This is a genomic window from Methylomonas stagni (assembly GCF_050154735.1).
In the GTDB taxonomy this organism is placed as follows: domain Bacteria; phylum Pseudomonadota; class Gammaproteobacteria; order Methylococcales; family Methylomonadaceae; genus Methylomonas; species Methylomonas koyamae_A.
Genome location: NZ_CP189557.1, coordinates 4292183 through 4316080, shown reverse-complemented (window position 1 = coordinate 4316080; position 23898 = coordinate 4292183). Strand labels below are relative to the sequence as shown.

Here is a 23898-nt window from a genome sequence, read left to right as displayed (position 1 = left end):
ACAGTTATTGTTTTTAAGGCGACCCTTACAACAAAGCTCCCGTTTCCCAGCAAGATTCGAGAGCCTAGCAAGCCTTTGTTGACGGGCAAAATAATCGAGTGCGGCAACTCTAAATCAGAACCGGCACCCTGTCAATTCGCGACGGGCCAAATAAACGCAAAAAACTCCGGGAATCGATTGGATTTGATCGCGACTCAGCCTTCCAGGCCGGTCCAGGGCTTATACAGACCGGCGGCATCAACGCCGAACATATCCAATATGCGGCCGACCCCCTCGTCAACCATTGCCCGCAGCGAATCGGATTTATTGTAAAACGCCGGCATCGGCGGAAATATGATGCCGCCCATCTCGGTAACCGCCGCCATGTTGCGGATGTGCGCCAAATTTAACGGGGTTTCGCGGGGCACCAGCACTGTTTTACGGCGTTCCTTCAGTGCCACGTCGGCCGCCCGCGAAATCAGATTGTCGCCAAAACCGTGCGCCACCGCCGCCAGGGTTTTCATCGAACACGGCGCAATGACAACTCCCTCGGTCTTGAAGGAGCCGCTTGCAATACTGGAGGCAATATCGTTGATGCCGTGCGTCACGTCGGCGAGCGCATACAGCGCCGCCCTATCCATGTCCAATTCGTATTTCAGATTGACCAGCCCCGCCGAGGAAATCACCAGGTGCGTTTCCCATTCCGGCCGTTCTCGGAGTATCTCCAGCATCCTGATACCGTAGATAGCGCCGGTTGCGCCGGTCATTGCGATCACCAAGCGTTTTTTCGTATCCGCCATGTTTTAGCCCAACAGCCCAGCCATCCGATCGGCCGCCGCAACCAAGGCGCCGATCATTTCCTCGCCGCGAGCAACGTGTCCGGCATTGGGCAGCACGATATATTCGGCATGAGGCAATGCGCGATGCAAGGCCCAACCTGCCTCCAACGGACAGGTTAAATCGTTCTGCCCGTGGATGATCGAACAGGGAATCTCGCTCAAGAGTCCGCAATTCGCCAATAGCTGACTTTCAGAGAGAAAATAGCGATTTCGGGCGTAATGCAGCTCCATCCTGACTTGCAACACCTCACGTTCACCGGCCGGCTCTGCACTCGCGATGAACTCATTACCCAAAGCGACCTGGCCGCCCCAGTCCTGCCAACCTTTCGCCGCGCGCCGGGCAAGGCTCTCGTCGCCACCGAATACCGAGCTCAACAAATTGGGCAGTACCTCCTGATTTTCGTTGGCGTCGACACTATCCAGCAAACCTTGCCAAGCTTGCGGATAAATCCGATTGGCGCCATTGCCGAGAAACCAATCCATATCGGCCGCACGCGCCAAAAACACGCCCCGCAGCACCATGCCCGAGACCTTTTCGGGGAAACGCTGCGCATAAAGCAAAGCCAAGGTAGCCCCCCACGAACCGCCAAACAGCAACCACCGTTCCACGCGCAAGCGAATTCTGATCCGCTCGATGTCGTCGACCAAATCCAGCGCTGTATTCGCCGCCAACTCGCCAAACGGCAGAGACTGGCCGCAGCCGCGTTGGTCGAGCAAGACGATGTGATAGCGCTCCGGATCGAAGTAGCGCCGATGTTCCGGCTTGGTACCGGAACACGGTCCACCGTGCAGAAAGATCACCGGGATACCAGCGGGATTGCCGGATTGTTCGACATACACCCGATGCATCGAATCCGTGTCGAGAAAGAAGCTGTGAAAGGGCGATATTTCAGGGTAAAGCGTTCTCATCATTTAATTCAACGCTGTTAAACGAACCGAGTTAAGCGCTTGGCACTCGGCATGTGAAGGAATCGGCGCGCGCTCGGTTTTTGATTTCGTTGGCCGGGAAGTCATTTTTCGGGCATCGGCAGGATAAAAAGGCACCGACAGCGGCGACGGATTTTTGAGACAACCGATTGACAAGTGCCGCCATCTCAATCAAATCGAATCTGTGTAGTATAACATCAGAGAAACTCGCATCAGGCCTGTAAAACCGACTACTCCCAATGGCCCGCTACCCTCGGAAATGACCGACTACGAAATACCCCAAAACCTAGACGAAACAACAAATGATTGTTCTTCATCAATTTCCCAGAGCCTGGCATATCCCCAACCCCGGCCAGTTTTGCACGAAGCTGGAAACCTATCTGCGGATGGCCGAAATCGAGTACCGGATCGTGGAAACGCTACCGATATACGCGCCGCTAGGCAAATTGCCCCACATCGACCACGACGGCCGCAAAATCGCCGATAGCCGGATCATCATCGCCCATCTGCAACAGAATTTCGGCAACCGGCCGGACCAAACCCTTTCCGACCGGCAAAAAGCCCAAGCCCTTGCCTGGCAACGGCTGCTGGAAGAGCATTTGTATTGGGTCTGCATGTACAGCCGCTGGCAAACCGGGGCGGAGAATTGGCGCATCAACAAACAGGCAATTTTTCGAAGCCTGCCGCCGCTCCTTGCCGACGGGGTCGCCAGCCTTTACCGCCTGCGGATCAAAAGCCAGATTCGCGGCCACGGCATCGGTCGCTTACCGGCCGCACAAATATTCGAGTTGGGCCGGCAGGACGTGGCCGCGTTGGCCGCTGCCTTAGCGGACCAACCCTATTTGCTCGGCGAGCAACCCGCCAGCGTCGACGCGTCCGCCTACGGCATCTTGATCAACCTACTGGCCTGCCCTGTTGCCTCGCCGGTCAAGGACTATGCGCTGGCGCAACCGGCCTTGACCGATTACTGCCGGCGCATGCAGTTGCGCTACTTTCCGGAACTGGGCGAGCCGCGATTCGTTTAAGCCGTCAACTCGACGCAAGCGGCGCGGATCTCGCTGCGCAACCAACGGTTGGCCGGCTCCTGGTCTTGCAACGGATGCCAGACCATGACCGTGGCGTAATCCGGCAAATCCAACGGTAACGGCACCCATTGCAGAGGCTGGTTTTGCGCGATTTGCAAGGCGGTACGCTTAGGAAAGGCCATGACCATATCGGTTTGGGCCACAATCAACGGCGCCGACAGAAAATGCGAAACCGTCAATGCCACCCGCCGCTCCAGACCGCGCTCGGCCAGCCAACTATCAACTTGGCCGCTACCGGAGCCGGCGCCAGACAGCATGATGTGCGGCAAGCCGATGTATTGCTCCAGCGTCAATTCCCGATTCACGACCGGATGACCGACCCGCGCCACGCAAACCATGCAATCGTCGAACAAGGCCAGACAATGCAGATGCTTCGGCGGATTCAGCATCACCTCGAAACCCAACACCAGATCGATTTCGCCTTGTTCCAACGCATCGAGCGGAAACCGGCTACTGGTACGTTTGAAACGAATGTCCACGCCCGGCGCCTGACGGGCGATGCGCGGTGCCAGTTTAGGCAAGAGCAAGGCTTCCACGTAATCGGTGGCGGCAATCGCGAACGCGCGCCGGCTGCCAGCCGGATCGAACGGGGCCGGCGCCCTGATCAAACCTTCCACCTCTTTCAGCACCACGGAGACCGGATCGACCAGTGCCAAGGCCCGCGCGGTAGGCACCATGCCGGCCGGGGTTTTCACCAGCAACGGGTCTTCCAACTGTTGCCGTAAGCGCTGCAATACATGGCTCATCGCCGACTGACTGATGAACATTTTCTCCGCTGCCCGCGACACGCTACGTTCTCGCATCAGCCAATCGAAAGCGACCAGTAAATTCAAATCGAAGCTGCGTAAATCGGCCATGGTCGGAATACCCAAAACCGCGGAATGTTAACGACGCGCCGGGAAGACCGGCATCGAAAATATTCATCCGCGTATGAATATTCGCCATTTTACGCTTGGCTCCAGCCGGCCTAAAGTAATCCCCGACGCCGCCATTCGGCTTGCATCCCCCCAAGGATTTCGCAAACCTGGACTAACGACGCGTCGCCCGAGTTCGGATCGCCGCCGGCGCCAGGCGACCGAATTCGGATTTTAGCGGCCCCCAAACCGGCCCGTCCCAATACTTCAAATTCAGGAGAATCACCATGCCTTTGTGGAAAGTCTACCATCCGACCGGCGCCTTCAGTGCCGAAGACAAACAAGAACTCGCCGAGCGCATCACCGGCATCTACGCCGGCGTGCCCATCCCCAAGTTTTACGTCGTAATCCTGTTCGAGGCCATCGATAAGGGCAATTGCTACGTCGGCGGCAAACCGCATAACCAATTCGTTCGCTTCAAGGTGGACCAGATCGCCAGAACCATTCCCGGGCCTATCCTACGCGAATGGTGGATCCGCACCCTGGACGCCGTAGTCGCCCCGTATGTGAAGGAGCGCGGTTACGACTGGGAAATTTCGATCGACGAAACGCCGTTCGATTTGTGGTCGCTGCAAGGCGAATTGCCGCCGCCGTTCGAATCGGTCGCCGAAAAGCGCTGGGTGGCCGAGAACAAGGCCAGTCCTTACACGCTACAGGAGAAACTGCCGGTCAACCTGATGCTGACGCCGGGCCTGACCGATCGCGCCTAAACCGAATGCGGCCGGCTCCGCGCGGGCCGGCCTTTCGCCATCTTGAATCGGGACTCCACCTTGAGTTACCAATCCATCAACCTCGCCAGCGGTGAACTCATCGCCAGCTATCCCGCAATATCAGACGCGGAACGGGAGAGCGCCGTCGCCGGTGCCGAGCGAGCATGCCGAAGCACCGCTGGCTTCGGAAAAAACCTCGAACCTGCTGCTGGAGTAAATCGATCGGGCCCGCCAAGCCGGAGCGGCGATCGGATTGGGCGGCGACCGCCTCGACCGGCCCGGCTATTTTATGGAACCCACGGTGATTACGGGGATAGACGAACGCAATCCGGTGTTTAACCGGGAATTGTTCGATCCGGCCGCAGCTTTCCACGTCGTCGACAGCACGGCAAGCGCGATTGCGTTAGCGAATGCTACACCCTTCGGCCTCGGCACTTAGGTATTCATGGCCGGTATCGAGCGTGGGCGCGCCGTTGCCGCGCAAATCGACTGCGGCATAGTGTTCGTCAACCAACCGGCGCGGACCGCGCCGGAACTGCCGTTCGGCAGACTCAACAACTCCGGTTTCGGCCGCGAGCTAAGCGAACGCGGATTTTACGAATTCGTCAACGAGAAACCGGTCAATTTGGCACAGGCGGGCGCCCGCCTTTGGGGCCCGGTGGCTGACTCAGCGGAATATCAAGATGCCACCACGAACAAGTTGCAAGCCAAAGCCATCCTAATGCGCCGATAACCAATTGAGCATAAAAAAAGGGAAGGCTTTGACACCTTCCCTTTTTGGGTAACGCGGGGTTTACAAATTAAAATTTGAAACCAACGTAACCGCCAGTACTGAAACCGTCGGTTGGCGTACCATCAACTTTGCTCGTTGAATAATGGTAACGAACATCGGTACCCAGAGTGATACCTCTGAAAATATCGTATTCCACACCACCGCCGAATTGCATGCCGGCGTTCAACACGGAAACCGCGTTGGAAGGAACACCCAGAATATTGATATCAAGACCGACGGGGATGATCCATGGACGCAATTTGCTGTCGTGCATGAATTTGATTTTTGGTGAAGCGTTGATCCGCAAGCGAGAATCGGTGGACTGATGCGGACTTACAGTCGCATTTACCGCAGTCACGGTACCCAGTGTATTCAAGCCTTTACCAAACTCAGAGTACTCAACACCAATCTCAACGCCGAATGAAGTGTCATCCATCAAGCCGAATAAATCGTTGTTGACATTAAAGTCAAACGCACCGCCAAAGTAAAAGCCATCTGAATTCATATTGTTAGACAGCAATGCGCCATCGTTCAGAACGCTGTCGTTGTCTCCACGGGCGTGATCCAGTTTTTGCCAACCACCACGGACTGCAACCAAATTATCTTTGGCATGCGAGGTTTCGGGAGCTGATTTAACAGACGCCATCCAATGATCTAACTCTTGGATTTTGGCGGTTTCGGTAGAGGATTTAGCGGAAGAAGCCGTTTTAACCCGGTTCAACTCGGCTTGCATGGCTTGCATTTGTTCAGCCATTTGTTGCATTTGAGCTTCCAACGCTTCGGTTTTTCTAGCGGCGGCATCGGCCACGCGCTCGGCGCTGGCGCCCGCTGCTTGGGCTTGCGCGCCAACCAGTGTCAAAGTCGCCGCAGCAACGCCTAGCGCTAATTTGGTTTTGGTAAAACTCATAGTCGTTCCCCCCAAGGGTTGTTATTGTTAAGACTGCATTGGCTGGAATGCAACACAGGATTTCTTCACGCGGGCAATAATAGCAGCAAAAAACCAGCCGTACAAGTTTTACGTCTTTTTTTGCGAATTAAAATTTAATTAGAATTCATTGATTTACATCAAAATCATAATCTATATTCAATGTTTGTCTATTTTTCACAACAGCCGTTTGTTTTTTTACACTCCGCGAAAGCCGACTCACCTATTCCGCGACGGGCCGGCTTCGTGATAACTTAAAAAGATTCGCCCTTGCCAATCTTCCGCACCCGCATGACGCAAAATCTGGACATACTCATCATCGGCGGCGGCATCAGCGGCCTGCTGGCCGCGCGCGAACTCCGCCTGGCCGGACGCGATGTCGCCATCATCGACAAATCCCTCGCGGGTCGGGAAGCGTCCTGGGCCGGCGGCGGCATTTTGCTGCCGATTTACCCTTGGCGACAAGCCGACGCCATTTCCAAACTGGCGACAGCCAGTATCGAAACCTATCCGCAGCTGTGCCGCGAGCTGCACCAAGCGACCGGCATCGATCCGGAATGGCGGGATTGCGGCATGCTGATCAGCCAAAACCCCGACCATGCAGCCGCCACGGCGTGGTGCGAGCGCTACGCCATTCGCCATCAAACCCCGCCGACGGACCTCTCCGCAGGGCTGCATGCCGACTGGCAGGAACCGTTATGGCTACCGGACATTGCCCAAGCCCGCAATCCTCGGTTGCTGAAATCGCTGCAAGCTTGGCTGCGCTTACAAGGTGTCGAGTTTATCGAGAATGCCGACATTACTTCGCTGACGATACGCGGCCGCCGAGCCGTGCATTTGCAAACCGCCGACCGCACACTGGCTATGCGGGAGCTCGTGGTCAGCGCCGGCGCCTGGACGGCCAACTTACTGAATGCTTTGCTACCCGAGCAAGCTCTGGATTTGCGCATTCAGCCGGTACGCGGGCAAATGCTGCTGTTCGAGGCCGAACCGGAAACCCTACCCTGCATGGTGCTCGACGGCGATCACTACCTGATTCCGCGCGGTGACGGCCGCATCCTGGCCGGCAGCACCGTGGAGCAAGCCGGCTTCGAGAAAGCGACGACCGAATCGGCCGGCCGGGCGCTTTTCGAATTCGCGACGCGATTGCTGCCGGCTTTGAAAGACTTCCCGGTCGCTCATCATTGGGCCGGCTTGCGTCCCGGCAGCCCCGACGGAGTCCCGTATATCGGCCCCCATCCCGATATCGACAATCTGTACGTCAACGCCGGACATTTTCGAAACGGCTTGGTGATGGGCCCCGCCGCCGCTCGCTTGCTGAGCGATCTGTTGTTGAAACGCGCCACCGCGCTGAATCCTAGCCCCTACTTACCCAAACGCCTGCCGCCACCATGAACCTGTATCCCTTGCTGCGTCCCTTGCTGTTTTCGCTGCCGCCGGAAACCGCCCACCATGCCACCCTGCAACTGCTGCAAGTTGCCCATGCCAGCGGCGTCAGCGCCCTGACCCGGCCGGCCGCGCCGGACAAACCGGTCGATGTGATGGGTTTGCATTTCAAGAATCCGCTGGGATTGGCCGCCGGCCTGGACAAAAACGGCGATTACATCGATGCCTTGGCCGATTTGGGCTTCGGCTTCGTCGAAATCGGCACCGTCACGCCCCGCCCGCAACCGGGCAATCCCAAGCCGCGCCTATTCCGCCTACCGGAACATCAAGCCATCATCAACCGAATGGGATTCAATAACTTAGGTATCGATCATTTGCTGGCACAGGTAGGCAAATGCCAGTATCGCGGCGTTTTGGGGATTAATATCGGCAAGAACGCCGACACCCCACTGGAAAACGCTACCGAAGATTATTTGATTGGCCTGCGCAAAAGCTATGCGGCGGCAAGCTATATCACGATCAACATTTCTTCGCCCAACACCAAAAACTTACGCCAATTGCAGCAAGGCGACGAAATCAAGCAATTGTTAAACGCTTTGAAGGAAGAACAACTAAAACTTCAGATGGCGCATGGCAAATACACGCCAATCGCGGTGAAAATCGCCCCGGATTTAACGGATGAAGAAATCAGCCACATCGCGGCATTGCTGTTGGAATTTGCTATCGACGGCGTGATTGCCACCAACACCACCATCGCCCGCGATAAAATCCAGGGCCATATCCACGCCAACGAAGCAGGCGGCTTGAGTGGTGCGCCGGTCAAAGATAGTTCGACTAGGGTAGTGAAAGGCTTGGCGGCGGAATTAAACGGCAGACTGCCGATTATTGCAGCCGGCGGCATATTGAGCGGCGCGGACGCCCAGGAGAAATTAGCCGCCGGTGCCAGCTTGGTGCAGATTTATAGCGGCTTAATCTATCGAGGGCCCGAATTGATTGATGAGATATTAAGCGCCATCTAATTTGGTCGGACGCCCGATCTGACCTTATAGAATTTAACGGTTGGTAAGGTCATCTTATCCTTGTTTATCTTCCGCGTTTTCCCAAGTACCGCCCCCGCATGCCCTAACCGACGTCGATTAGCGTGCCGAGGCATTTTCGATGGCGTTTACCGGCGAATCAAGCACCCAACCGCCGCCGAAAGCCCGGTATAGCGACACCATGGCTACGCGCACCGCCGTTTCGGCTTTGGCGCGTTCATCGCTGACTTCCAGCTTGCTGCGCTGCGCATCCAGAACGGCGAGATAGGTAGCTGCACCGCGCTGATACAGCGCATCCACCAGCCGGTAAGCTTTTTCCGCCGAGGCTTCCGCTTCGGTCAATCGGCCTGAGCTATCGGTAGCGGAACGACTGGCGACGAAGGCGTTTTCCACGTCTTCCAATGCCAGCAAAAAGGTCTTTTCGTAATTGGCCGCGACTTGCTCCAGCCGGGCATCAGCGGCGGTAATCTGGGCGCGGATGCGGCCGGCGTTGAAGATCGGTGCCGAAAGACCCGAGCCCAGCGCATAAACGCTATCGGCCAGACTTGGAAAACCGCCGACCGCCAATGCGCCGACGCCGCCGCTAGCCGACAGCACCAGCTTGGGATAGAGATCGGCCCGCGCCGAACCCAGGCTGGCAGCCGCCGCGCTGACTTCGGTTCGAGCCAGGCGCAAATCGGGCCGTTGTGCCAACAAATCGGCCGGCAGCAGCTTGGGCATGGCCGGCAAACTCCTAGGGGAACCCTGAATAGCTCCGTCGACGAGGCTCTCCTGAGCATCGCCGAAGGGCTCAGGACGAACGGCAAGCGGTTGATTCCGTTCGTGGTGAGCTTGTCGAACCATGAATGGAATCAACTGATTCAATGCTTCATTAGGCGGCGGGCCGACGGTGGCCAAGCGGTTTCCTAGGCTTTCCGGCGGTTCGCCCAGCAATACGCCCAAACGATGGATCAGCTTTTGCTCGGTGTTGGCCAGTCCCGGCAGCGTCGCTTCGGTGCCCTGCAGCAAGGTTTGCTGACGGGCAAGGTCCGCCTCGTTAGTCAGCCCGGCTTTAACAAACGCCCGCAAAGTCCGCAAGCGTTCACGTTGCAAGGCGATATTGCTTTGCAGAATGCCGGTGCGTTGCTGCACGCCGCGCAACTCCAGATAGTTTGTCGCCACCTGGGCCAACAGGCCGACTTGCGCCGCATGCAAGCCTTCCTGGCTGCCCTCGGCTTGCGCGGCGGCGGCTTCCGCTTCGAGATGCCGGCCGCCGAACACGTCAATTTCCCAGCGCGCCGCCAAGCCGCCGCTGACCGCATCGGCGGTGGGCGTAATCAATTTGATGCCTTGCCCGCTCGGTACGCCGACGATGCGGTCGATGCGTTTTTCCCGGCCGCCGGACAGCGAGAAATCCAGGCTGGGATACAACGCCGCTTCGGCAACGGTGACCATCGCGTTAGCTTCGCGGACGCGAGCGGTGGCGATCTTGATGTCGTGATTGGCGGCCAAGGCTTGGTCTATCAATTCGTTCAGCAAGGGATCGTTGAATCCTCGCCACCAAGTCTTCATGTCAACTGCTTCGGCGGTTTGGGCGCTGGGCGCGTGTTGCCATTTTGCCGGGCTGTTGAGCGCTATTTGGTCGCCGACGCGGGTCGGCGTACAGGCGATTAGACTGACCAGGGGCAGTAGGGTTAGCGGTATTAGATATCGGTTAGTCATCGTCATGACTCCATGCTACAAGCCAAAATGTAGGTTGGGTTAGCGAAGCGTAACCCAACAAAATTAAAATATTGGACGTCATCGCATTCAGCCCAACTTACAGTCTTTAGAGTCCGCCGGCCCACGCTCCACCCTGAACCACGCCGCATACAGCGCCGGCAGGAAGAACACCGTCAACACAGTCGCCACCGTCAGCCCGCCCATGATGGCGATGGCCTGCGGGCCAAAGAAATCGTTGCGCGACAATGGGATCATCGCCAGGATCGCCGCCGCAGCGGTCAGCATGATCGGCCGGAAGCGCCGCACCGTCGATTCGACGATGGCCGACCAGGTGTCGAGTCCGGACTGTTCATCCTGATCGATTTGATCCACCAGAATCACCGAGTTGCGCATGATCATGCCGGCCAGCGCCAGGATGCCGAGCAAGGCTACGAAACCGAACGGCGCCCGGAACAACAGCAAGGCGAAGGCAGCGCCGATCACGCCCAGCGGCGCGGTGCTGAACACCATGAACGTCCTGGACAGGTTCTGCAGCTGCATCATCAACAAGATCAGCGTGACGATCAGCACCAACGGAATCCAGATCAGGATAGACTTTTGCGCGTTCACCGCGTCTTCCTTGGAACCGCCGGTTTCGATGAAATAACCGGCCGGCAGGCTATCCTGGATGGATTTAAGTTTCGGAACGATTTCCGCCGCCACGTCCGGGGCCATCTTGCCGTCGGCCACGTCGGCGCGCACCGAAATTGTTGGGAAACGGTTGCGCCGCCAGCGTACGCCGTCCTCGAACACGGTATCGAACTTGACGAACTGCGACAGCGGCAGCGACTTGCCATTGGCGGTGCGCACCGCGACGTCCGGCAATTCGGCGGCGGCGGTACGCAATTCGGGGCTGGCCCGCCAGACGATGTCGATCAACTTATCCTGTTCACGCAGTTGCCCGACCGGGATGCCGGTGTAATGAGCCTGCAAGGCTTGCGACAGGCTGGCCGTCGAAACGCCCAGGGCGCGGGCCTTGTCCTGATCCAGATCTAAGCGGAACGACGGCATCCGGTCATGCCAGTCGTCGTTGACATCCACGGTGCCGGGATGATTGCGTACGACCTCGGCCACCCGCTCGGCAATGCCGCGCACGATGTTGGGGTTTTCGCCGAGCACCCTGAACGCCAACGGATAATCCATCGGCGGCCCGACATTCAGGCGCTTGACCCGGCCCCTGACATTCGGGAAGTCGGTTTCAAGAATCTGCCGGACGTGCTGCATCACCCGTTCGCGCGCCTGGTTATCCTTGGTCATCACCACCAATTCGGCCAGATTGGTATTTGCCAGTTGCTGCACGATTAACATAAAAAACCTCGGCGTGCCGCTGCCGATATAGCTGGCGACATGCTCCACATCCTCGTCCTGGGCTAACAGCGCTTCCATGCGTTTGGCAGCGGCTTCGGTTTGCTCGAAGGCACTGCCCTCCGGCAGCCACAGATTGACGATGACTTCCGGCCGGTTGGACAACGGAAAGAACTGTTCGGGAACGTGGGTTAAGGCCACGACACCGAGACCGAACAAGGCCAGCGTGGCGATAATGACTTTGTTGCGGTGCACCACGCAGGCATCCACCCAGCGCCGCAAGCGGTTGTAGAACGGCGTGTCGAACAGGTCGTGGATAGGGCCATCGGCGTTGGCATGCACCTTGAGGATCAAAAATCCCAAATACGGGGTGAACACCACCGCGCCTATCCAGGACAGTATCAGCGAAATGCCGACCACCTGAAAAATCGCCACGGTATACTCGCCGGCCGAGGATTGCGCCAGCCCCACCGGCAGGAAACCGGCGATGGTGATCAATGTACCGGTCAGCATCGGAAAGGCCGTGGCAGTATACGCATAGGTCGCGGCGCGCATCCGGTCCCAACCTTCTTCCAGCTTGCGGGCCATCATCTCGACGGCAATCATCGCGTCGTCCACCAGCAGGCCCAGCGCCAGGATCAATGCGCCCAAGGAAATCCGTTGCAGATCGATGCCGCACAGCAGCATGACCAGCAGGGTGGCGGCCAGCACCAGCGGCACGGTCAGCGCCACCACGGAACCGGTGCGCCAGCCCAGGCTCAAGAAGCTGACCACCAACACGGTCGCCAGGGCTTCGAAGAAGGTTTGGCCGAATTCCGCCATCTGATTTTTCACCACATGCGCTTGATTGGCGACTTGCTCCACGTCCATGCCCAACGGTAATTCGTTTTTGATGCCGGCCAGCGTGTCCTCCAGGTTTTTTCCCAGGGCTATCACGTTGCCTTTTTTATTCATGGTCACGCCCAGGCCGAGGGCGGGTTTGCCGTTGAAGCGCATCTTGAATTCGGCGGGATCGACATAGCCGCGAGTCACCTTGGCGAAATCTTTGACCTTAAAAGTGCGATTAGCGATGCGTACCGCCATATTGGCGACGCTGTCTTCCGAGTCGAAGGAGCCGGTCAGGCGTATCGGCAGATTGCGCTGCGCGGAAAACACCGTGCCGGCCGGCGCCATGCCGTTCTGCGCCTGCAAGGCCTGGGCAACCGCCGCCGTATCCAAACCCAGTTCGGCCAGCTTTTTGTCGGAAAACTCGACGAAAATCTTTTCGTCCTGTACGCCGATCAGATCGACCTTCTCGACATCCTTGACCCGCAACAATTGTTGGCGGACCGAATCGGCGGCCAGCTTCAGATCGGCGTAACTAAAACCCTCGCCGGAAAAAGCGTAGATCAGGCTGTAGGTATCGCCGAATTCGTCGTTGAAAAACGGTCCTATGCTGCCGGGCGGCAGCGTCATGCGAATGTCGTCGACTTTCTTGCGCACCTGATACCAAAGCTCGGGGATCTCCCTGGGTGGCGTATCCTCGCGCGGGGTGACGAAAATTACCGATTCGCCGGGTTTGGAGTAGCTGCGCAGATAATCCAGATTAGGCAGTTCCTGGATTTTCTTTTCCAGCCTGTCGGTCAACTGCTGCTCCACTTCAAGGGCGGTGGCGCCGGGATAGAGGGTCTTGACCACCATGATACGGAAGGTGAACGGCGGATCTTCCTGCTGGCCCAGCTTGAAATAAGCGAATAGGCCGCCGAGCACCACCAATGCCAGCATGAAGCCGGTGAAGGAGCGATGCTTAAGCACCCATTCGCTGAGGTTGAACGCTTTCATAATTGTCCCTCTTTTGCACCATGCTTAGCCAAGGCATTTTCTTTCGGCAAGCGGACAGCCTGACCTTCAGCCAAGCGCTGGACGCCGGCGCTGACCAGCAATTGGCCAGCGGAGACGCCCTCGACGGCGATGCGCTCGCCTGCAAGCGTTTTGCCAAGCTTAACCGGCACGGATTTGACCGTGGCAGCCTGCTCATCGACCAGCCATACCAAGGAATGATCGGGCTGGTTTTGCGGGGTATAGACGGCGGAAAGCGGGATGGCGATGCCGGATGCGGTGTTCGCCGCGATATGAACGGTCGCCGTCATGCCCAATTGCACGGCGTCCAGGCCTTCGAGCAAGCTGGCCTTGACGCGGTAGGTGCGGCTGGCCGGGTCGGCGGCCGAGGCGATTTCGCGAATTCTGGCCTTGAGTAGCCTATCTTCGTCGGTCCACAACGAAACATTAACTTCTTGTTGACGTTGGATTTCCGTCAAGCGATGCTCGGGCACGTCGAAATGGATTTCCTTTTCGTCGAGCTGGGCCAGCGTCACCACGGCTTGGCCGGCCGCCAGCACCTGCCCGGCCTCGACAGCCAAGGCCGTGACCACGCCGTCGCGGTCGGCATGCAATTCGGTATAGCTTAGCTGGTTGTTCGCCTCGGCCAATTGCGCCTCCAGCGCCGCCGTCCGCTCCCGCGCCGTGGTATAAGCCGTTTCGTGGCGCTCGAACTCCGGCGGACTGATGACTTGCTGAGCCAGCAATTCGCGGTATCTGACCAGATCGTCGCGTAAGAAAGTGCTGTCGGCCTGGGAGGAAGCCAGCTGCGCCTTAAGACCCTGCACGGCGAGGCGGTAATCATTGCCGTCCAGTATTGCCAGCAACTGGCCTTTACGTACCGGGTCGCCAACATCCACTTTGCGCTCCAGCAGTTTGCCGCCCACCCTAAAGGATAAGGGCGTCTCGATTCTGGCCCGGACTTCCCCGGCAAAGCTTCTGGCGCCGGCGACGGCGTTCTGCTCGATTCGGAACACTTTCACCGGACGAGCAACCGCTTGAGAGGGGTTGTTCTGGTCGCTGCATCCGGCGCTGATTGTCAACGGCAGCAACAATCCGACCAGAAACCGGTGGTTATGGTTGAAGGTTAATCGAGATTGAAACCAATCCCGACCTAACGATACTAATGGAGTTTTGGGGTTCGGCATATGGCTACCTCCTTCGGTAAAAGGTTCGGTCGTATTTGAAATAATCATTCGATGCTGCTTACTATCAGTATCTCGGCGGCCAACCTGGCATCGACGGCCACGCCGGAATTGCGCTGCAATTGTTCGGAGACGATGGCGCCTTCGAACAAGGCACGGAGTTGCCCCGCCAGCCGTTCCGGAAACCGTGCGCCGGCCCGTCCCGACAAATCGGTCATATGGTGTTGTAGCCTGCGATAAAACGCGGCGGATGCTTGATGCACAGGATGGCGTTGATCGGGGAATTCGCGGCTGCGTTGATCAATGGGCAGCCTTGGAAATCAGGACGGGTCAACCATCCGGCATGAACTTCGAAAATAGCCAATAGCTGGTCTTTCGGCGTCGGCGCCTTGCGTTCAACTTGCTCGACAAACCAAGACCACAATCCGGCATCGTATTTTTCTAGGCAAGCCACGATCAACGCCTCCTTGGAAGGAAAATACTTGTACAGACTCATCTTGGAAGCATTCGCCGAGCGGACGATGCAATCGATGCCGGTAGCTCTAATACCTTGGGCGGCTAGCAGCTCGGTCGCCGCCGACAAGATTCGTTCGCGCACCTTTGAGGATTGAATAGACATCGTAATCACGGCTCCCCAAAGTTGGTCATCGCTTAGTCTCTCGCCCAAAGATCAATAACGTCGATGTCGCCGAGGCATAGAGCCGGCCTTCGTCGTCTATCAGCCGAGCCTCGGCAAAAGCGGCTCGCCTCCCTAGCGTTAGAACAGTGCCTTCCGCTCTGACTAAGCCCGTGTGCTTGGTCATCGCCTTGTGATAGGAAGTCTTCAAATCCAAGGTGGTGTACGCCTGCTTTTCGGTGAGTCTGGAATGGACGGCACAGCCGCAGGCGGAATCCAGCAAGGTGGCCGCATAGCCGCCATGCACGGTGCCTAGCGGGTTATAAGCATGTTCGCCGGGTCTGCCGGCAAAGACGGCTTTACCGAAGTCGACTTCCACCAGCTCGAAATCCAGCGACACCAGAATTCCCGGCTTCCGCCCCGAGGCCATCAGGGCACGCAACTGATCTAAGCCATTGAGTCCGGCGCAGGGTTTGGTCGCAAAACTCATATAGCGACCGTTCCTGCCAAGATATGCTTGATCGCGGCATGCGCCGTCGTCTTGGTATGCTTTGAAAAATGAATCATGTCGTTATCCTTCAACGATTCAGACTATCGGCAGCTGGTTAAACTGGCGCAAGCTCCTGTCTACCAAGGCTTCCGGGAGGAAACGGCGCAGGAAGCGCACTTGGGTTGCCTGTTTTCCGGCGGTATAACGCCTTTTGGGGACCTCGGCAGTCGCGGCTTTCAACACCGTATCGGCGACCACCTCCGGAGCATCGCCCGCGTTCACGCCCTTGCGCATCAGCGCTTCCATGCCGGTACGCACCGAGTCGTAGACGGCCAGCGGTTGATCGGGCTTGGTTAAGCTGGATTCGAACGCGGTGCGGGTATATCCCGGTTCAACCAAAACAACCCGGATGCCGAAGCTGCGCAGTTCGTGGTCCAGCGATTCGGAATAGCCTTCGACCGCATGCTTGGTCGCGGCATACAGTGCGTTGTAAGGCGCAGGGATAAAACCAAGGGCTGAGCTGATATTGACGATTCTGCCTTTCCCTTGGTTGCGCATGGTCGGCAACACGGCATTGGTCACGCGGGTAATGCCGAACAGGTTAACGTCGAACAAGGCCTGAGCCTGGGCGGTTGACGACTCTTCCGCCCCTCCGAGCAAGCCGACGCCGGCATTATTGACCAACAGGTCGATGCGGCCGGCCTGCTTCAATACCTCGGCTACCGTGTTGTTTACCGAAGCTTCGTCGGTCACGTCGCAACTCAGCATGGTGATGCCGTCGACGCTTGCAGCTGCCTTGCGGCTGGTGCCGAATACCCGGTAACCCGCTTTTTGCAGGGCCTTGGCCGTTACCAGTCCAATGCCCGAGGATGCACCGGTGATCAAGGCTACGGCATGGTGTTTAGTGTTCATATCGAATCTCCCGTGGTGTGGATTGTCTGTCGCCTAAGTGTTACTATCATTTCGATAGCAATGTTACTATCATTTTGAAACTAAGTCACTACTAAAAACGTATGAACGACAAAAATATTTGCGCGGACCCTTGTCCGATCGCTCGCTGCCTGGCTTTTCTGGGTGACGCCTGGAGCTTGTTGATTCTGCGGGACGCCCATTTCGGCCTGACCCGCTTCGACCAATTTCGAAAAAGTCTCGGCATCGCACCGACGATGCTGACCCGGCGCTTGGCGACGCTAACTGAGGAAGGCATGCTGGAAAAGCGGCTGTATTCGGAGCGGCCGCCGCGTGAAGAGTATGTGTTGACCGATGCCGGCCGGGATTTTCTGCCGGTATTGGTGATGATCGGGGCTTGGGGGCACCAGTATCGCGGCGGCGGACCGCTGGTGCGGATTCAGGATGTCGAAACGGAGGAAGATATTAAGCCGGTGACCATCGACGCGGTCACGGGGGCAAGGATAGGAACTCGCCCGCTACGCTTTGTGTTGCCTGATGTCGACTGATCGATTAAAGCGTCAAATGGGTAGCGTCACTATTTGCTTGATGTCGCCGGTTTTATTAACCCAACCCAATTTATCGCGAGTATACCGTTCGAGCTGAGCTCGGCTAAGCCCAGGCTGGCTAGCCCTTCGACGGGTTCGGAGCGAACGGTATTTTAAGGGCCGGGTTAATAACGCTAACGCAGCACATCAACCGCCACTTCGACTGCAGACAACGATGCCGGCGATGGGGACAATACCTGCAACGGCGGCGACACTCTGGACATCATTTCTGAAGAGCCGGCACGATCCGCCCGTCGGCGACATGCTGTTCGGCCATATCCGCGGGCAGGTAGGCCCAAGTCGGCTCCGAATATAGCGGTGGCGTGATTCAACGTCCACTGCTCGGACGCTAAGCACCCCGGACTGCCGGCTTGACGCAGCCATCGTCGCGAAATTATCGTCACGGTTCATCGGTGCCTCTTGCTACAGGCCACGAATAACGAAACAAATGAGTTAACGGCATGACTGAAATTGCGCTCAATAACGTCTTAGCCCCGCCAAACCGTCTTGATAGCGTTTCCGGTTAAAAGAGCCTACAAGCTCTTCCGCCCAATTTCATATTCGCCAGGGACGAACGTCACCCTAAAGCCATTGGCATTAAGATTTATTCACCCGCTATGGCCATCTGCTCCAACAGGATAGAGCCGACTCGCAGATTGCCGCGCAGATCCACGTCGTTGCCGATCGCAACGACGTTGCGCAACATGTTTTTCAGGTTCCCGGCGATCGTGATTTCCTGCACCGGATATTGAATTTGGCCATTTTCGACCCAGAAACCCGACGCACCCCGCGAGTAGTCGCCCGTCACCCGGTTGATGCCCTGCCCCATCAACTCGGTGACCAGCAAACCGGTATCCAGCAAAGCCAACATACCGGCGAAATCGCGTTCGCCCGGTTCGACGATCAGATTATGCACGCCGCCGGCATTGCCGGTGGTGCGCATACCCAGTTTGCGCGCCGAATAAGTACTCAGTACATAGGATTCCAGGACGCCGCCACGCACAATGTCTCGGGCCTGAGTGGTCACACCCTCGGCATCGTAACTGGCACTGCCCAACGCGCCTGGCAGCAAGGGTTCTTCATGAATGCGGACGAAATCCGGCATTACTTGAGTGTGCAGGGAGTCGAGCAAAAACGACGACTTACGGTATAAATTGCCGCCGCTGACCGCGCCGATCAAGGCACCTATCAAACCCGACGCCATTTCGGCCGCGAACAATACCGGACATTGCCGCGTGCTCAGGCTGCGGGCGCCCAATCGGGCCACCGTCCGTTGCGCCGCCTTGCGTCCCACCAACTCCGGCGCTTCCAAGAATTGCGGATTGCGCGCCACGCTATACCAATAATCGCGCTGCATGCCGTCGTTGGCACCGGCCAGCACCGAACAGCTCAACGAGTGCCGGCTGGATTGATAACCTTGCAAAAAACCCTGCGAATTACCGAACACCCGCGTTCCGGAATGACTGTTGACGGTGGCGCCTTCCGAATTGCTGATCGCCGCATCGTACTCGCGCGCCGCGTTCTCGCACGCCACCGCCAACTCGATGGCTTGCGAGGCTTCGATTGCCCAAGGATGGTAAATATCCAGATCGACCGCCGATCGCGCCAAGTCCTCCGGGTCAGGCAGGCCGGCGAAATCGTCGGCACTGGCGTAGCGGGCGATGCTGCAGGCCGCCTTAACCGTTTCGGTCAACGACGCGGCGGAAATATCGTTGGTGCTGGCCGAACCTTTTTGCTTGCCAAAGTAAACCGTGACACCGATTCCCTGGTCGCAGTGATACTCGATGGTTTCGACTTCGCCCAAGCGGGCCGATACCGATAAACCGTTGTCGATGCTGAAGCCCGCCTCCGCGGCATCGGCGCCTTGGCGCTTGGCTTCGTCCAACAGTTGCTGAACGACATCTTTTAAGCGATTGATTTCTTTTTGATTTTGCAAGTTGAGTATCCTTGAAAGCTGGTTTCGGCCGAAGATCGGTTCGGGATCGGCTTAAACGCCGGTCCCGCCGACGGTCAAACCGTCAATTTTCAGGGTCGGCTGACCAACGCCGACCGGCACGCTCTGCCCGTCCTTACCACAGGTGCCGACGCCGCTATCGAGTTGCATGTCGTTACCGACCATGGAAACCTTGGTCAGCACGTCGGGACCGTTGCCGATCAAGGTTGCGCCCTTGACCGGCCGGGTAATTTTGCCGTTTTCGATCAAGTAGGCTTCGCTAGCCGAGAACACAAATTTGCCGGAGGTAATGTCAACCTGTCCGCCGCCGAAATTGCGGGCATACAACCCCTTGGACACCGAGCGGATGATTTCTTCCGGATCGCTTTGCCCCGGCAGCATGTAGGTATTGGTCATCCGCGGCATCGGCAAGTGGGCGTAGGATTCGCGGCGGCCGTTACCGGTCGGCTTGACCCCCATCAAATGGGCGTTCAACCGGTCCTGCATGTAACCGCGCAGGATGCCGTTTTCGATCAATACCGTATTCTCGGTCGGCGTGCCTTCGTCGTCGATACTGAGCGAACCGCGCCGCCCCGGCAGCGTGCCGTCGTCGACGACCGTGCATAAGTCCGATGCCACCCGTTCGCCGACCCGCCCACTGAAAGCGGAGGTGCCCTTGCGGTTAAAGTCGCCTTCCAGACCGTGTCCGATCGCTTCGTGCAGCAAAATGCCCGGCCAGCCGGCCCCCAACACCACCGTCATGTTGCCGGCCGGCGCCTCGCCGGCTTGCAAATTGACCTGAGCCTGGCGCACCGCCTCCCGGCCGTAATCGAAGGCGCGATCGCCCTCCAGAAAATAGCTATAATCGCTGCGACCGCCGCCGCCCATGCTGCCTTGTTCGCGACGGCCGTCTTCGACCATGATCACCGATACGTTCATCCTGACCAGCGGCCTGACGTCGGCAACCAAGCAGCCATCCTGATCCGCGATCAACACCGTGTCGTAGGCCGCCACCAGACTAACCATGACTTCCTCGATCCGGCTGTCCAGTTTACGGGTTTCGCTATCCACCCGCTTCAGCAGATCGATCTTGGCCTGGTCGTCAAGCGATTTCAACGGATTCATCGGCTGGTACAAACTCGGCCAACTCGCCGCGGTATCGATGCGGTGCCGGGTATTTTGGCCTTGTCGGACGATGGCTTTAACGTTGTTGGCCGCTTCCAGCAAGATCGGCAGTTCGATACGGTCGCTATAGGCAAAACCGGTTTTATCGCCGCTGACCACCCGCACGCCGGCGCCGTGCTCGATCGAATGACTGCCTTCCTTGACGATGCCGCCCTCGAGCGACCAGGATTCGAAATGGCTGGATTGAAAATAAATATCGGCGGCATCGACCGGCGCGCCCAGCAGAGCGGCCATCACCCGGTCTACGTCTTGAACTTGCAGGCCGTTTGCGGCCAGGATGGAGTCGGTAACTTGATCGAGTAGGGACATGAATGAGTTAAAGTTTATAGGTTCCGGCGGCCGGGCTGCTCAGATGACGAAAAAAGAAGCAATATAACCGACCGCGACCACGACCACCAGCAACGCGGCTTTATGAGTCAGCGTCAACGATTGCCAATACAACTCGTATTCGGTTTTCCGGCGAACCCAGCATTCGCTCAGCCACAGTTTGAACGTCAGCCAAATCCTCGGCATGATTTTCCACAAACGGTACAAGGCGTAACCGATCATGGACATCAAAATGTAAAAAGTCACGACTTGACTGCCGTGACGACCGGTATCGAACAGAAACTCGACCACCTCGCCGATATTCAGGATGTGAAACGCCACCTCGACCGCTTCTTCGATACCCAGTTCTATCCATTCGAACGCGCCGTGCAGTAATTCGAACAACAAATGAAACAACTCGCCCAACAACTCCAGCGTGATGTCGTACATGACGATCGCCAGCACGATGAAACCGACGATGATTAAGTCGAGATGTCTTCTAAGCATTGATTCAGTTCCTGTCCGCCGCCGATGCGACCGTTTCCGGCACCTGCCAATCCACCCGCCACTGGCCTCGCCCGGCCGCCAGCACGCCATCCAGCCAAGGCAACAATTCCTCGGCCTGCCGATCGAGTTGCCAGGGCGGATTAAAGAAGACCATTCCGGCCCCGGTCATCCCTCTGCCCGCCGTATCGGCTGCGACACAATGCTCGATACGCAATTGCTTGGGAATGCCGGTCGCGACCAAAAGCCGCATAAAGCGCTCGGTTGCGTCTCTATCGATCACCGGATACCAAAGCGCGTAAACGCCGCCGGCAAACCGGTGGTAAGCGGCCGCCAGCGCTTGAACCACGGCTTGATATTCGCTCTTCAGTTCGTAACTCGGATCGATCAGAATCAGGGCGCGCTTCTGAATCGGCGGCAATTTTTTGCCCAACATTCGCAAACCGTCTTCTTTTGCCACCGTCACCTGATTGTCTCCGGCATATAGTTGTTGTAAGACCTGAAAGTCGCTGGTATGCAATTCCGACAATGATAACCGATCTTGCGACCTGACCAAGCGTCTTACCAGCTGCGGCGAGCCGGGATAGCGCGCCAGACGGTTTCCGGTATTTTCGGCCCTGACCGCCGCCAAATAATCGCGCAGCAAGGGTAACGGTTGTTTTTCGTCCCAAAGTCGGGCGATGCCCTCGCGGTATTCACCGGTTTTCTGGGCAAACTCCGATTTAAGCGCATATTTGCCGGCCCCGGCGTGCGTGTCGATGTACACGAAGGGCTTGACCTTTTGCTTGAGCGCGGCGATCGCCAGACTAAGCAAACTGTGCTTTAAAACATCCGCGAAATTGCCGGCGTGAAACCCGTGGCGATAGCTGAGCATGCGCTAACCTAAAAAGAGAACGGGAAGGGACTCCGGCAAACCGCAACCATCGCCTAGCCCAATTTGGAACGAAACATGAAATACACCGCGCCCAGCAGACACAGACCGGCCCAGAGGTAATCGAGTTTCAGCGGTTCTTTCAGGTAATAAACGGAGAACGGCACGAACACGCTCAACGCGATCACTTCCTGAACGATTTTCAACTGGCCGACGCTCAAGGCGGTGTAGCCGATGCGATTGGCCGGCACTTGAAACAAATACTCGAACAGCGCGACGCCCCAACTGACCAGGGCCGCCAGCAACCAATGCCGACCGTTCAATTCCTTCAAATGGGCGTACCAGGCGAAAGTCATGAATACATTGCTGCAAACCAGCAACCCGGCGGACGTTAAAATCGCGTTCATGCGCTTAGCGGCTGCTCCGCGGCCAAGCGCCGCTGTTTGAATTGCTGGATTCCGGCAATGCGCAGCTGCCGGATCGCCGCGCCGATTTGCGGGCCGGATGCGCCGTTTTGAGTAGCCGACGTCGTATCGACTGCCACGGCGGCGGCGGCGGCCTCCCGCAGATAGGCGGCTTGGGGATAGTCGCGCTGTTCGAAACCGGTTCGACCTCGCGCGTCGGCTTCGCAAGCCAGTATAAAATCCTCCAGGCAACTGTCCGGTTTGAACGCGCCAATCGCCTGCAACATGTCGACCAGCGTGTCGGGCCGCAACTCCAAGACTCTGTGGCAGTGGGTATGGTAAGCCATGACGTGGCACGCCAGCGTTTTGTGGACCTTAGGCACCCGCAAACGTTCGCAAAAACGCTCCAGCACCGGCAAACCTTTTTGTTCGTGGCCGTGATGGCTAGGCCAGAAATGGCTGGGCGTCAGCGCCTTACCCAAATCGTGCAGCAAGGCCGCCAAACGAACCTCGGCGCTGGCGGACAATATGGCCGCTTGTTCCAACACCATCAGAGCATGGATGCCGGTATCGATTTCCGGATGATGTTTTTCCGGCTGAGGCACGCCAAACAAGGCGTCGATTTCCGGAAAAATCGCCTTCAATGCGCCGCAATCGCGCAACACTTGAAAAAACGCCGCAGGACGCGGTTCCACTAAAGCCTTGGACAATTCCGCCCAAACCCGCTCGGCTACCAAATAATCGGCCTCGCCGGCCGCGACCATGTCCGCCATCAAGGCCATCGTCTCGTCGGCCACGACAAAGCCCAAATGAGCGTAACGTGCCGAGAACCGCGCCACCCGCAGAATCCGCACCGGATCTTCGCAAAACGCCGGCGAAACGTGCCGCAACAAACGATTTTGCAAGTCGCGTTGGCCGTTGTAGGGATCGATCAACCGGCCGTCGGCGTCGAGCGCCATCGCATTGACCGTCAAATCGCGGCGTAATAAATCTTCGTCCAGCGTCACTTCGGGCGAAGCGTCGATGGCAAATCCTTTGTAACCCGGCGCGGTTTTGCGCTCGGTGCGAGCCAGGGCGTATTCCTCGTGAGTTTCGGGATGCAAAAACACCGGAAAATCCTTACCGACCGGTCGAAATCCTCGCGACAACATGGCCTCGGCGGTTTCGCCAACCACCAGCCAATCGCGCTCCGTCACCGGAAGATCCAGCAAACGATCACGCACCGCGCCGCCGACCAGATAGGTTTTCATGCACTCGAAACTCACCGCTTAATGACCAGTGCAACAGTATAAAGGACTCCCGCCGAGAGCGTCTGGCTTATTCCACCGCAAACACCCCGGCGCCGGGAACTTACGCAGGGTAGCGCGCTCGAAAAGCCCGCTACCCGAGGACGATTTGCGTCAGTTGCGGAATAAAACGCTTCATCGTATACTTCGGGCAGCTTTCTTGATCAAGCTAGCACACTACAACAA

At 57.6% G+C, this 23898-nt stretch carries 22 protein-coding genes and 1 pseudogene; 6 read left to right on the top strand and 17 right to left on the bottom strand.

Going from position 1 to position 23898, the window contains the following annotated elements; genetic code table 11:
• Positions 1 to 194: 194 nt before the first annotated feature.
• Positions 195 to 779: a UbiX family flavin prenyltransferase gene (locus ACP4CD_RS19990; protein WP_168028082.1), complete on the bottom strand. Its 585-nt coding sequence runs from the start codon at positions 777 to 779 to the stop codon at positions 195 to 197.
• A gap of 3 nt (positions 780 to 782) precedes the next feature.
• Positions 783 to 1727 (bottom strand): prolyl aminopeptidase, encoded by a 945-nt coding sequence (pip, locus tag ACP4CD_RS19985; RefSeq protein ID WP_426992288.1) that lies wholly within the window; start codon positions 1725 to 1727, stop codon positions 783 to 785.
• Between the two features lie 320 nt (positions 1728 to 2047).
• Between pip and ACP4CD_RS19980 the strand changes: the two genes are divergently transcribed.
• Positions 2048 to 2770 carry a glutathione S-transferase family protein gene (locus tag ACP4CD_RS19980; protein WP_426992287.1) on the top strand — a complete coding sequence of 241 codons (723 nt, stop codon included), beginning with the start codon at positions 2048 to 2050 and terminating at the stop codon, positions 2768 to 2770.
• On the opposite strand, the gene ACP4CD_RS19975 is transcribed toward ACP4CD_RS19980, so the two are convergent.
• Entirely contained in the window at positions 2767 to 3687 is a 921-nt protein-coding gene (locus ACP4CD_RS19975) for a LysR family transcriptional regulator (RefSeq protein WP_313730498.1), read from the bottom strand. The genes ACP4CD_RS19980 and ACP4CD_RS19975 overlap by 4 nt on opposite strands.
• Positions 3688 to 3971: 284 nt before the next feature.
• Here ACP4CD_RS19975 and ACP4CD_RS19970 point away from each other — a divergent pair, with 284 nt between their 5' ends.
• Positions 3972 to 4454, top strand: a complete 483-nt coding sequence (locus ACP4CD_RS19970) for a tautomerase family protein (RefSeq protein ID WP_313730497.1) — start codon at positions 3972 to 3974, stop codon at positions 4452 to 4454.
• A 217-nt stretch (positions 4455 to 4671) separates the two neighbouring features.
• Positions 4672 to 5187 (top strand): annotated as a pseudogene (locus ACP4CD_RS19965) (aldehyde dehydrogenase family protein).
• A 67-nt stretch (positions 5188 to 5254) separates the two neighbouring features.
• Here ACP4CD_RS19965 and ACP4CD_RS19960 read toward each other — a convergent pair.
• Entirely contained in the window at positions 5255 to 6133 is an 879-nt protein-coding gene (locus ACP4CD_RS19960) for a hypothetical protein (protein WP_064024507.1), read from the bottom strand.
• Between the two features lie 309 nt (positions 6134 to 6442).
• Here ACP4CD_RS19960 and thiO point away from each other — a divergent pair, with 309 nt between their 5' ends.
• Both thiO and ACP4CD_RS19950 read left to right on the top strand, forming a co-directional pair.
• Positions 6443 to 7546 (top strand): glycine oxidase ThiO, encoded by a 1104-nt coding sequence (gene thiO, locus ACP4CD_RS19955; RefSeq protein ID WP_426992285.1) that lies wholly within the window; start codon positions 6443 to 6445, stop codon positions 7544 to 7546.
• Positions 7543 to 8556, top strand: a complete 1014-nt coding sequence (locus ACP4CD_RS19950; RefSeq protein ID WP_426992283.1) for a quinone-dependent dihydroorotate dehydrogenase — start codon at positions 7543 to 7545, stop codon at positions 8554 to 8556. Before thiO ends, ACP4CD_RS19950 begins: the two co-directional genes overlap by 4 nt.
• 117 nt (positions 8557 to 8673) lie before the next feature.
• On the opposite strand, the gene ACP4CD_RS19945 is transcribed toward ACP4CD_RS19950, so the two are convergent.
• The 7 genes from ACP4CD_RS19945 to ACP4CD_RS19915 form a co-directional block, all read right to left on the bottom strand.
• Positions 8674 to 10275, bottom strand: coding sequence for a TolC family protein (locus ACP4CD_RS19945; protein ID WP_426992281.1), 1602 nt, complete (start codon positions 10273 to 10275; stop codon positions 8674 to 8676).
• Between the two features lie 87 nt (positions 10276 to 10362).
• The gene (locus ACP4CD_RS19940) at positions 10363 to 13440 is read right to left on the bottom strand and encodes an efflux RND transporter permease subunit (RefSeq protein WP_426992280.1); all 3078 of its coding nucleotides are present in this window, start codon (positions 13438 to 13440) and stop codon (positions 10363 to 10365) included.
• Positions 13437 to 14624 (bottom strand): efflux RND transporter periplasmic adaptor subunit, encoded by a 1188-nt coding sequence (locus ACP4CD_RS19935; RefSeq protein ID WP_426992278.1) that lies wholly within the window; start codon positions 14622 to 14624, stop codon positions 13437 to 13439. Before ACP4CD_RS19935 ends, ACP4CD_RS19940 begins: the two co-directional genes overlap by 4 nt.
• A gap of 44 nt (positions 14625 to 14668) precedes the next feature.
• Positions 14669 to 14839: a hypothetical protein gene (locus ACP4CD_RS19930; RefSeq protein WP_426992276.1), complete on the bottom strand. Its 171-nt coding sequence runs from the start codon at positions 14837 to 14839 to the stop codon at positions 14669 to 14671.
• Entirely contained in the window at positions 14836 to 15240 is a 405-nt protein-coding gene (locus tag ACP4CD_RS19925; protein WP_426992274.1) for a TetR/AcrR family transcriptional regulator, read from the bottom strand. Before ACP4CD_RS19925 ends, ACP4CD_RS19930 begins: the two co-directional genes overlap by 4 nt.
• A gap of 25 nt (positions 15241 to 15265) precedes the next feature.
• Positions 15266 to 15727, bottom strand: coding sequence for a PaaI family thioesterase (locus ACP4CD_RS19920; RefSeq protein WP_426992272.1), 462 nt, complete (start codon positions 15725 to 15727; stop codon positions 15266 to 15268).
• Between the two features lie 96 nt (positions 15728 to 15823).
• Positions 15824 to 16639: an oxidoreductase gene (locus tag ACP4CD_RS19915; RefSeq protein WP_426992270.1), complete on the bottom strand. Its 816-nt coding sequence runs from the start codon at positions 16637 to 16639 to the stop codon at positions 15824 to 15826.
• A 101-nt stretch (positions 16640 to 16740) separates the two neighbouring features.
• On the opposite strand from ACP4CD_RS19915, the gene ACP4CD_RS19910 reads away from it, so the two are divergent.
• On the top strand, positions 16741 to 17184 hold the full coding sequence (locus ACP4CD_RS19910; RefSeq protein ID WP_426992269.1) for a winged helix-turn-helix transcriptional regulator: 444 nt from the start codon (positions 16741 to 16743) through the stop codon (positions 17182 to 17184).
• Positions 17185 to 17827: 643 nt separating this feature from the next.
• Here ACP4CD_RS19910 and pmbA read toward each other — a convergent pair.
• The 6 genes from pmbA to ACP4CD_RS19880 are packed head-to-tail and all read right to left on the bottom strand — an operon-like array spanning position 17828 to position 23676.
• Positions 17828 to 19159 (bottom strand): metalloprotease PmbA, encoded by a 1332-nt coding sequence (gene pmbA / locus ACP4CD_RS19905; protein ID WP_426992268.1) that lies wholly within the window; start codon positions 19157 to 19159, stop codon positions 17828 to 17830.
• 51 nt (positions 19160 to 19210) lie between these two features.
• A complete protein-coding gene (gene tldD, locus ACP4CD_RS19900) occupies positions 19211 to 20650 on the bottom strand; it encodes a metalloprotease TldD (RefSeq protein ID WP_426992266.1) in 1440 nt (479 codons plus the stop codon).
• A 39-nt stretch (positions 20651 to 20689) separates the two neighbouring features.
• Positions 20690 to 21154 carry a hypothetical protein gene (locus ACP4CD_RS19895; protein ID WP_064031489.1) on the bottom strand — a complete coding sequence of 155 codons (465 nt, stop codon included), beginning with the start codon at positions 21152 to 21154 and terminating at the stop codon, positions 20690 to 20692.
• Positions 21155 to 21158: 4 nt separating this feature from the next.
• Positions 21159 to 22025, bottom strand: coding sequence for a 23S rRNA (adenine(2030)-N(6))-methyltransferase RlmJ (locus tag ACP4CD_RS19890; RefSeq protein ID WP_064031488.1), 867 nt, complete (start codon positions 22023 to 22025; stop codon positions 21159 to 21161).
• 53 nt (positions 22026 to 22078) lie between these two features.
• Positions 22079 to 22429: a DMT family protein gene (locus ACP4CD_RS19885; protein ID WP_071158755.1), complete on the bottom strand. Its 351-nt coding sequence runs from the start codon at positions 22427 to 22429 to the stop codon at positions 22079 to 22081.
• Positions 22426 to 23676, bottom strand: a complete 1251-nt coding sequence (locus tag ACP4CD_RS19880) for a multifunctional CCA addition/repair protein (RefSeq protein ID WP_426992265.1) — start codon at positions 23674 to 23676, stop codon at positions 22426 to 22428. The genes ACP4CD_RS19885 and ACP4CD_RS19880 overlap by 4 nt, the downstream gene beginning before the upstream one ends.
• Between the last annotated feature and the right edge of the window lie 222 nt (positions 23677 to 23898).